Below are 15,691 nucleotides of genomic sequence, written 5' to 3' on the forward strand. Positions count from 1 at the left end.
AATGATACCGATTGATTTATGGATAGTTGAGGACGATGCCAATTATCGGCGGACCTTACAGCGAATGATGGAGCGCGAAGAGCAACTCACATGCACTGGGGTTTTTCCTTCGTGCGTGGAAATGCTGCAAGCGGTGGAATGTGAGAAGACGCCAGATTTGATTCTCATGGATCTGGGTTTGCCAGAGATGAGTGGCGTGGAGGGGATTCGCAGGCTGAGTGAGGTGGCTCCGGATGTCGCGGTGTTGGTGCTTACTGTTGCTAAAGAAAAAGAGAAGGTGTTTGAAGCCTTGAGCGAGGGAGCGGCAGGTTACTTGCTTAAGAGTGCTTCGAGGGAGGAAATATTGAATGGGATAGAACAAGTTTTTATGGGGCAGGCAGCGCTGAGTCCAGAGGTAGCAACCCTTGTGTTGAGTAAAATACGCAAGCCGACGCCTGCTGAGAATTATGATTTGAGCGAGAAAGAAGTGGAGGTGCTGCGTCTGCTATCAGAGGGAATGGCGGTGAAAGAAATAGCGGATGCTATGGGAGTGAGTCGCGGAATGGCTGCTTTTCACTTAGGGAAAATTTATAGCAAACTGCAGGTTCAATCGCAAACGGGTGCGGTGGCGAAAGCGTTGCGTTCGGGCGTGATTTAATGGCGTTCGGAGGGCTTCAGCGGGTGATTAGTCATTTGACTAATAGATTGTGAGTCAGAATCTGAGTATTGAATCAGTATCTATGAAGGACTCTGCAGGATCTTCGGGCTTTCCGTCTAGGACGAGCAAAGCAAGGGGGGGGCAGAGGACGCCATTTATTACTGAATCAATTTTTATATGAACCTACTTACTCGATCTATCTTTGGAGCATTCAGCTTATTGCCAACATTGCTCATCGCCGCCCCGAACGAGCAACCGAATGTCGTCATTATTTACGGAGATGATGTCGGGTATGGTGACGTGGGAGCTTATGGATCAAAAATGATTCCGACTCCGAATATCGATCGACTCGCGAAAGAAGGGTTACTGTTTACGGATGGTCATTGCGCGGCGGCTACTTGTACGCCTTCGCGTTATTCTCTGCTCACAGGGGTGCATGGGTTTCGTGATGGTATCAGCATTTTACCTCCGAATGCTCCCTTGAGCATTTCGACGGAGAAGTTGACCTTGCCAAAGCTCTTTAAGCAAGCGGGCTACACCACAGCGGTGATCGGTAAGTGGCATTTAGGTATCGGGGAACGTGGCAAACCTGTGGATTGGAATGGCGATGTGAAGCCGGGGCCGCTGGAAATAGGTTTCGATTATTCTTTCTTACTTCCTTCAACCAACGATCGGGTTCCATGCGTCTATCTGGATGGGCATCGGGTGGTGAATCTGGATCCGAATGACCCTCTCTTTGTCGGAACATCGCCCAACAAAGTAAATCGCCCCGGAAGCACGCGCTATCCCGATGGCAGGAAGGATCCGAAGGCGATGACTTACTATCGCAGTACGCATGGGCACAATCATAGTGTCATCAATGGGATTGGCCGGATCGGTTACATGGCTGGTGGCAAGTCGGCGCTCTGGGATGATGAAACGATGGCGGATGTGTTTGTGGAGAAGGCAGTGGACTATATTTCTAGCCAAAAGGAGCAACCTTTCTTTCTCTACTTTGCGTCGCAAGATATTCATGTGCCGCGTGCTCCAAACCCAAGATTCAAAGGGAAAACCGAGCTCGGGTTCCGAGGCGATGCGATGGTGCAGTTCGACTGGACGACAGGTGAGATCATGAAAGCTCTGGAGGAGAACGGGCTGAGTGAGAATACGATTGTGATTTTCTCTAGTGACAATGGGCCAGTCTATGATGATGGCTATGCTGATGGCTCGAAAGTGAAGAAGTCTTTTGGCGAGTCTGATCGAGGGCACGATGGTTCAGGAATTTACCGCGGAGGCAAATACCAAATCTATGAAGGAGGGACACGGGTGCCATTCATTGTGCGTTGGCCGGCAAAGATCAAGCCTGGCACGTCTGATGCCTTAGTGAACCAGATCGACCTGCTTGCTTCGTTTGCAGAATTGTTCGGTTTGGAAATTCCTGCCGATGAGGCGGGCGATAGTCGGAATAGCTTGGACGCCTTGTTAGGAAAGGATACGAAAGGTTTGCCGTTTATGATTGAGGAAGCTGCCCACACGGGGCGTGCTCTTCGAGTGGGAGCATGGAAATATATCATGCCAGAGAAAAAGTCGTGGGCTGGTGCGGCTCAGCCAGCGAGGTTGTATAACCTTGCAGAGGATCCTTCTGAGCAGACTAATATTGCTGAAAAGCACCCTGAGAAAACCGAACTCATGGCAAAGCAACTGAAGGATTTAATGGGTGCCAATGGGGTGAGAGCTCATGTTGGAGGCGAGTCGCCAGCTCAACAATAATTGTATTTCTTCCTGTAAACTCTATTATTCCCGATGCGTCTGCATGTTAAGCCCTCGGCATTTACGGGAAGTTACTGAAATTTTTTGATGATGATTCAAATGAACTATTTACGACAGATTATAATAATCGCCTCACTGAGTATCACCTATGTATTTGCTGGTGAGGAATCTGATGACTTTAAACGTGCTGTTTATGCTGACGCGACTATGGCACCGTGTCCGGCTGTGATAGCCGCAGCTCCTACTGGAGAGGTTTTTGTGGGCGTGGATTTGCAGGGGTCGTTGGGTAAAAAGGTGGGGCTAGGAAAGGTAGTGAGGCTCGTTGATGAAAATGCAGATGGGAAGGCGGATCGAGTCACGGAATTTGCAAAGGTGGATAATCCCAGAGGGATTGTGGTGCTTGGCAACAAGGTGATCGTTCTGCACACCACCGTGAAAGATGGCAAGTACGACAACCAGCAATTGTCGCTATTTGAAGACAAGGACTGGGATGGGGTGGCGGATGGGCCAGCCAAGGCACTTGTTACCAACATTGGAAACTCAAAATTTCTTCAAAGCCGTGGCGCGGATCATTGTACGAATAACATCCGTTACGGCATTGATGGATGGATCTACATTTCCGTAGGTGACTTTGGCATGGTGGACGCTGAGGGGGTAGATGGGCGTAAATTAACCATGCATGGGGGTGTGGTGAGAGTGCGACCAGATGGTACAGGCCTAGAGATGTATATGAAGAACACGCGCAATGTCTATGACGTGGCGATTGATTCAGAGATGAACCTATTTACCCGTGAAAATACCAATGATGGTATTGGCTGGTGGACGCGTTCTTCTCATTTTATTCAGACTGGCGACTACGGCTATCCTAGTTTGTATACAAATTTTCCTGAGGATATGATTCCTGCAATGGGGGAGTACGGAGCTGGCTCAGGTGTGGGAGCGCTCTACATAGAGGAACCACAGTGGCCTGTAGAATTTAAAGATTCAGTGCTATTGGCTGATTGGGGGCATAGTAAAATCTACACGCATGAATTGCAGCCAATGGGAGCCACCTTTTCTAACAGGGTGAAGGAGTTTATGAGTGTGTCACAGGTGACGGATCTGGATGTTGATGGTTCTGAAAGACTGTATATATCGGCATGGGATGGTGCTGGTTACCAAGGAAACTCAGACAAGGAAAAACCCAACAAGGGATTTGTCACCATGGTGGCGCCCAAAGGGTGGAAATACCACCCTTTCCCAGTGCTTAGCGAATTGTCTGAAGGGAAATTGCTAGAGCTGCTCAATACGGAGAGCCACACAGCAAGAACCTATGCGTCTCATGAACTAGTTGCTAGAGGTGCTGATGCTGAGAAGATTTTGAGCTACGTGCAGAATGCTAATAATAGGAAGTCCGGACGCATTGCTGCGATTTACGCATATCTTCAAATCAAGGGAGTGGATGCGCTCACTGGTTTGGAGAAACTGCTAGGCGATGCAGTGATCCGTGAGCATGTGATCCGAGCAATGGCAGATGATGCAGTGATAGCGAAACAGGCGAACACAGAGCTTATTGCGCGTTATCTAAATGACAGTAACCCGAGAGTGCAAGCTGCGGCTGTGATCGCCTTGGGTAGAATTGGTGACAAAAGAGCATCTAGCGTGCTTCTACCGCTGGCTGCCTCTTCGGTGGAATTTAAAAAGAAGGATAGAGGAGAAACAGTATTTAAGACCAAAATTTTATCTAACATTGGTCAGGAACGTCCGATCAAGGTGGATGTCGAAAACTTAGCGCAACTCGTTCTTATTACCGATCAAGTGCATCATAATAAATACGACCAAGCAGCGTGGCTGAACCCCATCATTACATTGAAAAATGGCAAAAAGATCGATCTCACGGAAGTGGAGCCTCTTTCTGTGAGTGTAGATCGTGGCATTTTAGGAGTGAATCAAGACTGTGAAGGGAATCCCTTATCGCATAGGGGGAAAAGCGTGAAGGGTATTGGGGTGCATGCTCAAGCTGAGCTTGTTTACGCTATCCCTACGGGGGCGAAGACGTTCACAGCAACGGGTATTCTTACGCAGGGAGCCAAAGGCGAAGGGAAGCAAAAAGGTAAGGTGTTGTTTGCGGTGAGCGAACACGCTACCAAGCCGACTGAGACAGCTGGCTATGTTGCGGCTAATGCTGAGAACCCTCACTCTGTCCCCAATCCGGATATCATTCTTCCTCATTTGGCTCAAAAAGCATTGGTGGCACTCGATGCGGAAGAAGCGGTAGCGGAGGCTATCAAGTCAAGTACAGGTGATACCTACCAAGGAGCTCTCGCCACAGCGAAATCGATGCATTCTACCAAGGTGGTGGAGGCTCTCATTACGAAGGCAAATGCTCTCAGTGACGCAGACCAGCTGGAGGTGATCGAAGTACTGGCAAGGCTGCACCAGAAGGAAAAAAGCTATGAGGGCGACACTTGGTGGGGGACGCGGCCCAAACCAGGTGGTCCATACTACACGCCTGTCGACTGGGCTGGGACATCATCTATCAATGCGTTTTTCTCCACTTTGCTGGCGAAGCAGCAGAATCAGGATGTGATTAAAATCTTAAAGAAGAACAAAGCCTATGTGCCGAAGTTTAACCCACGGCCTAAAGCTTCTAAAGGACCAGTCGTGAAAAAGATTGGAACCACAGCTATCGAGGATGTGGTGCTCTTTGTGAGTGATTACAAGGGGAGTGCTGAGAAAGGGGCTAAAATCATTACGCAAGTAGGTTGTGCGGGATGTCATAATATTGATAAACAAGGCACAGTGAAAGGCCCAGATCTGACTAAACTCGGAAAGATGAGCTTTGCTGACCTATCAGAAGCGATCTTGAAGCCTGGAGCCACGATTGCACCAACCTGGGTGACTCTCACTACAAGTGATGGGACGGCGCATATTGGAACGATAGTAAAAGAGGATGCTGATGAAATCCTGCTACATAACATTGCAGGCATACCGACTGTAGTGAAAGCTTCTGACATTACACAGAGAGCCGCAGGCCTAAACATGATGAGTTTGCATCTAACTGATGATCTTACCCTGCCGCAGTTCGGAGACCTGTTGACCTATATCAGATCGCTGGATGATAGCAAATAATCAGGGGCTAACAGAAAAGGCGTCAGAAGTGGGATGCAACAGGATGGGCGGTAGACCCATATCTTGAATGTCAGGCCGGCGCCTTGCCGCTAGGGTAGAGCATTCTTGCGATCCTTCAATACGGAGCATACATGTATTGTCAGATATGTGATTGGTAGTGCGCTGCTGTTGGGAGATTGAGCATGGCTAGAAGTGCTTTCATGCTCACTGGTATAGGAGCAGGTAGGACGATCCACATAGATTAACGAATTATCTTGCAAGCCCCCTTCGCTCTTGGGTAAGACATCCCCGACTTCGCACAGCGAATTAGCTTTTCTGTGCGTGCTATTTCTCAATAGCTCGAATTGAAGGAGGGTTTCACGACTCACCATCGTATGAGGCAAGAGAGAGAGTAAATCTTACTAAGGGGGCTGTAGCTCAGTGGTTAGAGCAGGGGACTCATAATCCCTTGGTCGTGGGTTCAAGTCCCACCGGCCCTACCAAGATTTCACGTTGTTTTTTTGAACTCTCTATTTCTTGTGTGCTTTTCATTCTATGAAACCAGATAGCCCGAGAATCTAGTTCGGTAGTGACTCTTTTCTGTGTGGCCAGTGGTCACCATTTTTTCCAATGCGCTAGTAGGAGAGTTTTGTCGCCCAGCGATTTTACCAGCCCCGGCCTGTGCATTGTGGCTTGTTTTTAGGAGGATTCGCCGATGCTTTGCTCGTCAGCCAACGTGTGAGCTCAGAAAAATTGAGTCAAACTGGCTATAAATGGCGCTATCCCGACCTAAAATCAGCCTTGAAGCAATTAAATGAAGGTTAAAAAGATAGCTCGTGAGGACAGTGGGAGGATGATTTTAGAAAAAGAAGATAAGCAGAATTATTGTAATTAGAGGGTGTTGTGGAGAGGGAGTGGGAGAAAGTTTAAAAAAAGATGCGAAAAGAGCTTGCGCGGAGTCATGGAATATGTAGATTGCGCCCCGCCTCACCCACTAAGGGGAGCGCAGCAAGGAATTAACTAAGTTGATTTGAAACACGGTTTCACAAGTTAAGTAGTTCCTGCTGAACGAGATCTTTTACACATTACATGGCTTGGTTAAAATGCAGAGTTCGCTCTGGAAGGTTTAACTAAGTGGAAGAGGAAAGACTGAATTGTGCGCTGCGGTAGATGAAAATCTGACGCAGGCAAGATTGGAGATCTTAAACGGGTTTTCAATCGCACTTGTCAATTTAGTATTTATTTTTAAACGCAAATATATACGCCAACCGTTTTAAAGTGAGTGTCGCAAGACACTCCATCGAAAGATGTAAAAAATATACGGAGAGTTTGATTCTGGCTCAGAATGAACGCTGGCGGCGTGGATAAGACATGCAAGTCGAACGAAGAGAGATTTAGTTTACTAATGATCTCTTAGTGGCGGACGGGTTAGTAACGCGTGAGCAACTTGCCTCAAAGAGGGGGATAGTCCTGGGAAACTGGGTTTAATACCGCATGTGCTCTTCGGAGTAAAGCTGGCCTTCGGGCTAGTGCTTTGAGATAGGCTCGCGTCCTATCAGCTAGTTGGTGAGGTAAAGGCTCACCAAGGCGACGACGGGTAGTTGGTCTGAGAGGACGATCAGCAACACTGGAACTGAGACACGGTCCAGACACCTACGGGTGGCAGCAGTCGAGAATCATTCACAATGGGGGCAACCCTGATGGTGCAACGCCGCGTGGAGGATGAAGGCCCTAGGGTCGTAAACTCCTGTCATAGCAGAGTAAGGCATATTAGTTAATAGCTAGTATGTTTGATAGTATGCTAAGAGGAAGGGACGGCTAACTTCGTGCCAGCAGCCGCGGTAATACGAAGGTCCCGAGCGTTATTCGGAATCACTGGGCGTAAAGGGAGCGTAGGCTGCGCGGTAAGTCAGATGTGAAATCTCAAGGCTCAACCTTGAAACTGCATCCGATACTGCCGCGCTAGAGTAATGGAGGGGTAAGTGGAATTCTCAGTGTAGCAGTGAAATGCGTAGATATTGAGAGGAAGACCAACGGCGAAGGCAGCTTACTGGACATTTACTGACGCTGAGGCTCGAAGGCTAGGGTAGCGAAAGGGATTAGATACCCCTGTAGTCCTAGCAGTAAACGATGTGCGCTTGGTGTAGGTGGGTTCGACCCCATCTGTGCCGGAGCTAACGCGTTAAGCGCACCGCCTGGGGAGTACGGTCGCAAGACTAAAACTCAAAGAAATTGACGGGGACCCGCACAAGCGGTGGAGTATGTGGCTTAATTCGATGCAACGCGAAGAACCTTACCTAGGCTTGACATGTATTGCTAAGCAGTTGAAAGGCTGTGACCCTTCGGGGACCTTACACAGGTGCTGCATGGCCGTCGTCAGCTCGTGTCGTGAGATGTTCGGTTAAGTCCGGCAACGAGCGCAACCCCTGTGGTTAGTTACTAACATTAAGTTGAGAACTCTAGCCAGACTGCCCAGATCAACTGGGAGGAAGGTGGGGATGACGTCAGGTCAGTATGGCCCTTACGCCTAGGGCTGCACACGTACTACAATGCCCAGTACAATGAGAACCGAGACCGCGAGGTGGAGGAAATCTACAAAACTGGGCTCAGTTCGGATTGGAGGCTGCAACTCGCCTCCATGAAGTTGGAATCGCTAGTAATGGCACATCAGCTACGGTGCCGTGAATACGTTCCCGGGTCTTGTACACACCGCCCGTCACATCATGGAAGCCGATCGCACCCGAAGTGTCTGCGCCAACATTGGCAGGGCCCTAAGGTGTAGTTGGTAACTGGGATGAAGTCGTAACAAGGTAGCCGTAGGGGAACCTGCGGCTGGATCACCTCCTTTCTATGGAGCAAATGCCGGAAGGCATAGGTCGAAGGCTAAAGATTAGGATGAACTTAATCAATTGCCTGCAGTTAAGAAATGATCTGCACGTTACAATTAAGCGTCCGCAAAGTCAGCAATGACAATGCGAACCGCAGCATACAATTCAGTTTTTTCTCTCAACATGAGAATGTGGAAAAGCATCGCTGACTGACAGCGTTCTTTGACATCTGTATAGAGAAACACAATTTATTCTAAAGAATAGATTGAAAGTTTTTCCTAACTGCAAAAATGCAATTAATCACAAATGAGAAAGCTTTTTGCGAGTTGGGATACTCTAAAAATATAAACTTCCAAAAATAAGTTAACGCTTATTTTTAGTAGAATATGGCAAATTTAGACAGAAAGTCCGGAGTGGGTAAGCAACACTTCAAAGAGGACGCTGTCGACTTGATTTAAAGATAAGGAATCAAGCTAGAAAGGGCACATAGTGGATGCCTTGGTGCTAACAGGCGATGAAGGACGTGATAAGCTGCGATAAGCCTCGGTCAGGTGCAAGTAACCATTGACCCGGGGATTTCCGAATGGGGTAACCTAATGTTATTAATATGACATTGTTCCTTACTGAATACATAGGTAAGGATACGCGATACCTGCTGAATTGAAACATCTTAGTAAGCAGAGGAAAAGAAATCAAAATGAGATTCCGTAAGTAGTGGCGAGCGAACGCGGAAGAGCCTAACCATTAGTTGACCAGTGAAGATAGATGAAGGAATTGGAAAGTTCCGGCACAGAGCGTGAAACCCGCGTAATCGAAATCTAATCTGGCTAGGTGAAAGTAGCACACCACACGTGAAACGGTGTGTGAAGATGGGGGGACCACCCTCCAAGGCTAAATACTCGTTAGCGACCGATAGTGAACCAGTACCGTGAGGGAAAGGTGAAAAGAACCCCTGTGAGGGGAGTGAAATAGAACCTGAAACCATGTGCCTACAAGGTGTAGGAGCTCTTCGGAGTGACTGCGTGCCTTTTGCTTAATGAGTCTGCGAGTTAGTATATGTGGCAAGCTTAAGATCTTCTGGATCGGAGGCGTAGGGAAACCAAGTCCTAATAGGGCGTCAATGAGTTGCATGTGCTAGACCCGAAACGGAGGTGACCTACCCATGGCCAGGTTGAAGCTTAGGTGATACTAAGTGGAGGACCGAACCGGTGAATGTTGAAAAATTCTCGGATGAGCTGTGGGTCGGAGTGAAAGGCTAATCAAACCCCGTGATAGCTGGTTCTCCTCGAAATGCATTTAGGTGCAGCGTTGCGTGTTGATGAGTGGGGGTAGAGCACTGAAAGGGCTAGGGGGCATACCCGCCTACCAACCCCTATCAAACTCCGAATACCATTCAATAGAGCGCAGCAGTGAGACAGTGGGGGATAAGCTTCATTGTCGAAAGGGAAACAGCCCAGATCAGCAGCTAAGGTGCCTAAACTATACTAAGTGGAAAGGAGGTGGGATTTCATAGACAGTGAGGATGTTGGCTTAGAAGCAGCCACCATTTAAAAAGTGCGTAATAGCTTACTCATCGAGAGATCCTGCGCCGAAAATGATTGGCGATAAGTATAGTACCGAAGCTCTGGATGTCGGGTTCCTACGGGGACCCGGCGTGGTAGAGGAGCATTCTATAGAGGTTGAAGGGGAATGGCGACTGAACCTGGACACTATAGAAGAGAGTATGCAGACATGAGTAACGATAAGAGCGGTGAGATCCCGCTCCGCCGTAAACCCGAGGTTTCCTGGGCAATGCTAGTCATCCCAGGGTTAGTCGGGACCTAAGCCGAGGCCGAAGGGCGTAGGCGATGGAAAGCAGGTTAATATTCCTGCACGTGCAAAGGGAAGGGGACGCATGATAGAAAGTAACTAGGTTATTGAATTCCGAGATGAGACTACGGTCGATTCGCATTACTGGACGTTGTGCCAAGAAAAGCCAACCCGATTAAACGCACCCCGTACCGCAAACCGACACAGGTGGGTGGGTAGAGTATACCAAGGCGCAAGAGTGAAACCTAGTCAAGGAACTCGGCAAAATGGCTCCGTAACTTCGGGATAAGGAGTGCCCCCTGTTAAAGGGGGGCCGCAGTGAAATGGCCCAACCGACTGTTTAGCAAAAACACAGCATTGTGCTAAGACGAAAGTCGACGTATACGATGTGACACGTGACCAATGCCAAAAGATTACGATGAGATGTTAGCCCTTGAGGCGAAGCTTCGAGTCCAAGTCCTGGTGAATGTCGGCCGTAACTATAACGGTCCTAAGGTAGCGAAATTCCTTGTCGGGTAAGTTCCGACCTGCACGAATCGTGCAACGAGTTGGGCGCTGTCTCGACTAGGTGCTCAGTGAAATTGTAACGCCGGTGAAGATGCCGGCTACCCGCAGAAGGACGGAAAGACCCTATGGACCTTAACTGTAAGCTGTTAGTGTTCATTTAATCTTAATGCTCAGCATAAGTGGGAGACGTTGAAATGGTGTTTTAGGATATCATGGAGTCATCAGTGAGATACCACCCTTTAATTTTGAATGTTCTAACCTCGAGCCTTGAATCAGGCCGGGGGACCCTGGCAGCCGGTCAGTTTTACTGGGGCGGTATCCTCCTAAAGAGTAACGGAGGAGCGCGAAGGTTGGCTCAGCACAGTTGGCAACTGTGTGTTGAGTGCAAAGGCATAAGCCAGCCTAACTGTGAGACTAACAAGTCGAGCAGATACGAAAGTAGGCCTTAGTGATCCGGCGGTAGAAAGTGGAATTGCCGTCGCTCAACGGATAAAAGGTACCCTAGGGATAACAGGCTGATCGCGCCCAAGAGTTCATATCGACGGCGCGGTTTGGCACCTCGATGTCGGCTCGTCGCATCCTGGGGCTGGAGAAGGTCCCAAGGGTTGGGCTGTTCGCCCATTAAAGCGGCACGCGAGCTGGGTTCAGAACGTCGCGAGACAGTTCGGTCCTCTATCCTCTGTGGGCGTAGGAAAATTGTGGGGTTCAAACTCTAGTACGAGAGGACCGAGTTTGACGCACCTCTGGTGTACCTGTTGTTCTGTCAAGAGCATCGCAGGGTAGCTAAGTGCGGTCGAGATAAGCGCTGAAAGCATCTAAGCGCCAAGCTTCTCCCGAGATTAATTTTCCCTGAAGGATCGTGGAAGACCACCACGTTGATAGGTTGGGGGTGTAAGTGCAGCAATGTATTTAGCTCACCAATACTAATCATCCGTTCGGCTTGATTCCTTAAGCTTTAAATTTGCTTAACAAATCAAGAGTATTCAAAACACGCAAAAAGCTGTGATCAACGCATTACAGGCAGTTAAAGACTTTATGTCTTCTCTATACAGTTGTCAGAGAGCGCTTCCTATGAAGCAGCTCTTTTAAATAACCAAGTAGACAATCTACACACAACCAAAGCTAATAAGCTAAGGCCGGTAGAGGTCGTGCTACACTTAAGAAATTTGCCGCAGGCAAGTGACTCAGTCTGAAAACTGAACACAGCAAGCTGACAAACTTAAGGGAGCAGCCCGACCTCTGGTGACCATAGCAAAGTGGAACCACCCGGTCCCGTTCCGAACCCGGAAGTGAAACACTTTAGCGCCGATGGTAGTTGGGCGATAGGCCCTGTGAGAGTAGGTCGTCGCCAGGTTATATGACCCGCATTTAGCTAACGCTAAGTGCGGGTCTTTTTTGTGGTTGGATACAGTGGATGCCTTCGCATGTTATTGAGCAAAGTCTGGTGACTTTGGGGACGTTACGATGGGGGCAGCACGAGGACACCGCGGTATAAGTAAGCTAATCGCTGGTGTTTTTTTTGGTGGGGAGATAGTAGTTGTGACAAAGGAAAAGATGCACCTTCTACGGCGCAGGTAAGCTACAGCATTGCAAAAGAATTAGTGATTTGCGAGGACATCGTAATTTGTTCAAATAAAAGGGTTAGGTGAGATAATTTTAGATTTGTCTAGCTATTATAGAACTTGTTGATATTGCTGAAGTTGGCCTTGTGATATGCACATCGCCAGAATTATTAAGAATATGAATATATACGTAGGAAATTTGTCCTATCAGGTTACTGATCAGGAAGTAAGAGAGATGTTTGCTCAATTTGGAACTGTCTCAAAAGCTCTGGTCATTGAAGATCGTGAAACTGGCCGTTCAAAGGGGTTCGGCTTTGTAGAAATGGACGACGCGGCAGCAGGTCAAGAAGCTATTAAGCAGCTCGACGGTGTTGAGCTTGACGGCCGCAACATGAAGGTTAACGAAGCACGTCCTCGTGAACCTAGAGACAATCGCGGCGGCGGTGGCGGTGGCCCACGCGGCGGCGGTGGTGGTGATCGCGGTGGCAGAGGCCGCTGGTAAGCTGATCCCTGTGAGATGTAGTTCTCACCTCTATCTCTAAAATTACTTAAAGCGCAGCGTAAGCTGTGCTTTTTTGTTTCTATGCTTGGGCTGGTAATTGCTAGTTGAAGAGTGTTATTTGTTAGTCGTGGATGCGATTAAGATACGTGGTGCTAGGCAGCATAATTTAAAGAATGTGAATGTAGATATTCCGCGAGGAAAGTTTGTGGTGATCACAGGCCCGAGCGGGAGTGGTAAATCGAGTCTGGCATTTCATACCTTGTATGCCGAGGGGCAGCGGAGGTATGTGGAAAGTTTATCGGCCTATGCGCGGCAGTTTCTTGAGCAGTTAGAGAAACCCGATGTGGATAGTATTGAGGGATTGAGCCCGGCGATTGCTATTGATCAGAAGGCTGGTGGTGGAAATCCGAGGTCGACAATTGCCACTGTTACCGAGATCTACGATTATTTGAGGGTTTTGTATGCGGCAGTGGGGGTTCCACACGACCCAGTGACTGGTGATCGTTTGGACAAGATGTCTGCTGCGGATATTGTTGAGCGTCTATCGGAGAGTCCAGAGCGTACGAAGTTAATAATGTTAGCTCCTGTTCCGTTAGAAGAAGCTGAGGACGTTGAGCGGCTGTTAGGTGACCTGCAGAGGCAGGGGTTTGTGAGAGTTCGGGTGAATGGTGATTTGTTAGAGGTGGAGGATGCGGTGGAGAAATGGCCTGAAGTGGTCGAGAGCGTGGAGATTGTGGTTGATAGGTTGGTGGTGCGGGAGGGCATGGAGAGTCGATTGGCTGATAGTGTGGAAACGAGTTTGAGGATTTGTGGGCAGGAGGCACGGTGTTTGGTGATGGAGCCAGAAATGGAGGAGTGGCAGGAAGTGAGCTTTTCGACAAGTTATCGGAATAAGTCGACTGGGTTTGAAATCGGGACTCTGACACCCCAAGATTTTTCATTTAACTCGCACAAGGGAGCTTGTGAGGAATGTCATGGTTTAGGGACACGGGTGTTTTGTGACACAACCTTGTTAGTACCGAATGAGAAGAAAAGCATCGCTGAAGGTGCTCTTAATTTATGGGGTGGCACGAAGAAGAAAAAAGGTTGGATGCAACGGCAGGTGGATGCTGTGATTGAACATTTCGGAGCAGATACTCATAAACCATTTGGGAAGCTTCCGAAGAAGTTTAAGGAGTCGCTATTTTACGGAATGGGGGAGAATAAAATCACCATGATGTGGGAGCGTGATGGTGAGGAAATGCCGTGGCAAAAGGAGTTTGAAGGTTTAGCTAATACGATTGAGCGACTGTACGCGGAAACGACGAGTGACGGGGTGAAGCGGAGTATGGGGAAGTATATGGCGAACCAGATATGCGAGGCGTGTCAGGGGCAGCGGCTGAAGCCGCAGGTTTTGTCGGTGAAGTTAGATAGTTCTGAAAAGGCGCTGGGGATTCAGGAGTTTTGTGAGCTGTCGGTTGAAGATGGATTAAAGTGGATTGATTCTGTACAAATTCCTGAAGAGAAGAGCGAGGTCGCTGAGAGTTTGTTAGGTGAGGTGGAAGAGCGGTTGAGTTTTCTTAATGAAGTAGGCTTGGGGTATCTTTCACTTGATCGGAAGAGTGGGACTTTGTCCGGTGGTGAGTCGCAGCGGATTCGTTTGGCGACGCAAATCGGGGCAGGTTTGGCTGGTGTGGTGTACGTGTTAGATGAACCGAGTATTGGTCTGCATCAGGCTGATAATACGCGATTGATAGGAGCGTTGAAGCGTTTGCGCGACCTTGGGAATACAGTGGTGGTGGTGGAGCATGATGAGGAGACGATTCGTGAGGCGGATTGGGTCATTGATATTGGGCCAGTAGCTGGCCAGAAGGGTGGTTATATTTTAGCGGAAGGGACACCGGAAGAGGTAATGGGATGTAAAGATTCACCTACTGGCAAGTGGCTGCAGATGAAGGTGGCACCTTTAAATGTGGGGCGACATGGTGCTCGCGGTGCTCTTAAAGTTTTCGGAGCGAAGGAGCACAATTTACAAAACATCGATGTGGAATTTCCACTTGGGAAAATCGTCACAGTGACAGGGGCGAGTGGGAGTGGGAAGTCGACTTTGACGAATACGATTCTTAGGCGTGCGCTTGCGCGGCATTTTCATAAGGCAAAAGCGCTGCCAGGTAAGCATGAGCGGATCGAGGGTATGGAAGGTATCGATCGGGTGATTGTCGTGGATCAGAGCCCGCTGGGAAAAAGCCCTCGCTCGAACCCAGCGACTTACACTGGTGCTTTAGATTTAGTGAGGACATTGTTTGCCCAGCTACCATTGTCGCGCCAGCGTGGTTATAAAGCTGGGAGATTTAGTTTTAATGTCCGCGGTGGCCGTTGTGAGCGCTGCCAAGGAGATGGAAAAATTAAGATTGATATGCATTTTCTTAGCGATGTGTATGTAACTTGCGATTCGTGTCGTGGACATCGATACAATAGGGAAACGTTAGAAGTGACGTATAAGGGGAAGAGTATCGCAGATGTGTTAGAAATGACAGCTGGCGATGCGCATGCTTTTTTCGGAGCGGTTCCAAAGTTGGAGAGCATTTTAAAATCTCTCTGTGATGTGGGGCTTGGATATATTCAATTAGGGCAGGCGGCTAATACTTTAAGTGGAGGAGAAGCGCAGCGAGTGAAATTAGCCACAGAGTTAGTCAAGCAGAGTGAGGGCAATGCTTTGTACCTTTTAGATGAACCGACGACAGGTCTTCACTTTCAAGATGTGGATGTTTTGATGGGGGTGCTGGAGCGCTTGCGTGATGAGGGGAATTCGCTGATTGTGGTGGAACACCATTTGGATGTGATCCGTCGGTCTGATTGGGTGATTGATCTGGGTCCAGGTGGAGGGAAACATGGCGGGAAGCTCGTAGCGGAAGGGGCTCCAGCCGCGATTGTTGAGATTAAAGAATCGCTGACGGGGCAATGTCTGAAGAATAGTTAGAAATAACGACTGTTCGTTCTTTATCGAGCTGTCTCATGTACATGTTCT

General features: G+C 48.6%; 7 protein-coding genes, 1 tRNA gene and 3 rRNA genes. 10 read left to right on the forward strand and 1 reads right to left on the reverse strand.

The annotated features are described in order from the left end of the window. The first annotated feature begins 1 nt into the window (after position 1). The 6 genes from ACFPK9_RS10515 to ACFPK9_RS10540 all read left to right on the forward strand — a co-directional run bounded on the left by ACFPK9_RS10515 (position 2) and on the right by ACFPK9_RS10540 (position 8,324). Positions 2 to 637: a response regulator gene (locus ACFPK9_RS10515; protein WP_377094840.1), complete on the forward strand. Its 636-nt coding sequence runs from the start codon at positions 2 to 4 to the stop codon at positions 635 to 637. A 177-nt stretch (positions 638 to 814) separates the two neighbouring features. Further along, complete coding sequence (locus ACFPK9_RS10520; RefSeq protein WP_377094841.1) at positions 815 to 2,386, forward strand: sulfatase family protein; 1,572 nt, start codon at positions 815 to 817, stop codon at positions 2,384 to 2,386. Between the two features lie 99 nt (positions 2,387 to 2,485). After that, positions 2,486 to 5,497, forward strand: a complete 3,012-nt coding sequence (locus ACFPK9_RS10525; RefSeq protein WP_377094842.1) for a DUF7133 domain-containing protein — start codon at positions 2,486 to 2,488, stop codon at positions 5,495 to 5,497. 406 nt (positions 5,498 to 5,903) lie between these two features. Continuing rightward, positions 5,904 to 5,979, forward strand: a tRNA-Ile gene (locus ACFPK9_RS10530). A gap of 178 nt (positions 5,980 to 6,157) precedes the next feature. Beyond that, positions 6,158 to 6,301: a DUF1731 domain-containing protein gene (locus ACFPK9_RS10535; RefSeq protein WP_377094843.1), complete on the forward strand. Its 144-nt coding sequence runs from the start codon at positions 6,158 to 6,160 to the stop codon at positions 6,299 to 6,301. Between the two features lie 492 nt (positions 6,302 to 6,793). Continuing rightward, positions 6,794 to 8,324, forward strand: a 16S ribosomal RNA gene (locus ACFPK9_RS10540). Positions 8,325 to 8,420: 96 nt separating this feature from the next. Here the strand turns inward: ACFPK9_RS10540 and ACFPK9_RS10545 are convergent. After that, positions 8,421 to 8,549: a hypothetical protein gene (locus ACFPK9_RS10545; RefSeq protein WP_377094844.1), complete on the reverse strand. Its 129-nt coding sequence runs from the start codon at positions 8,547 to 8,549 to the stop codon at positions 8,421 to 8,423. Between the two features lie 221 nt (positions 8,550 to 8,770). Here ACFPK9_RS10545 and ACFPK9_RS10550 point away from each other — a divergent pair. The 4 genes from ACFPK9_RS10550 to uvrA all read left to right on the forward strand — a co-directional run bounded on the left by ACFPK9_RS10550 (position 8,771) and on the right by uvrA (position 15,643). After that, positions 8,771 to 11,568, forward strand: a 23S ribosomal RNA gene (locus ACFPK9_RS10550). Positions 11,569 to 11,858: 290 nt separating this feature from the next. Next, a 5S ribosomal RNA gene (rrf, locus tag ACFPK9_RS10555) occupies positions 11,859 to 11,974 on the forward strand. The 16S, 23S and 5S rRNA genes sit together here, the layout of an rRNA operon. 386 nt (positions 11,975 to 12,360) lie before the next feature. After that, positions 12,361 to 12,684, forward strand: coding sequence for an RNA recognition motif domain-containing protein (locus ACFPK9_RS10560; protein WP_377094845.1), 324 nt, complete (start codon positions 12,361 to 12,363; stop codon positions 12,682 to 12,684). A gap of 97 nt (positions 12,685 to 12,781) precedes the next feature. Next, positions 12,782 to 15,643: an excinuclease ABC subunit UvrA gene (uvrA, locus tag ACFPK9_RS10565; RefSeq protein WP_377094846.1), complete on the forward strand. Its 2,862-nt coding sequence runs from the start codon at positions 12,782 to 12,784 to the stop codon at positions 15,641 to 15,643. Positions 15,644 to 15,691: the final 48 nt, after the last annotated feature.

It is taken from the genome of Rubritalea spongiae, assembly GCF_042652385.1.
Lineage (GTDB): Bacteria > Verrucomicrobiota > Verrucomicrobiia > Verrucomicrobiales > Akkermansiaceae > Rubritalea > Rubritalea spongiae.

Excerpts from the sequence above, each read along its gene's own strand:
- ACFPK9_RS10520 (WP_377094841.1), top strand. The coding sequence starts at position 815 with ATGAACCTACTTACTCGATCTATCTTTGGAGCATTCAGCTTATTGCCA.
- ACFPK9_RS10560 (WP_377094845.1), top strand. The coding sequence starts at position 12,361 with ATGAATATATACGTAGGAAATTTGTCCTATCAGGTTACTGATCAGGAA.
- ACFPK9_RS10525 (WP_377094842.1), top strand. The coding sequence starts at position 2,486 with ATGAACTATTTACGACAGATTATAATAATCGCCTCACTGAGTATCACC.
- ACFPK9_RS10515 (WP_377094840.1), top strand. The coding sequence starts at position 2 with ATGATACCGATTGATTTATGGATAGTTGAGGACGATGCCAATTATCGG.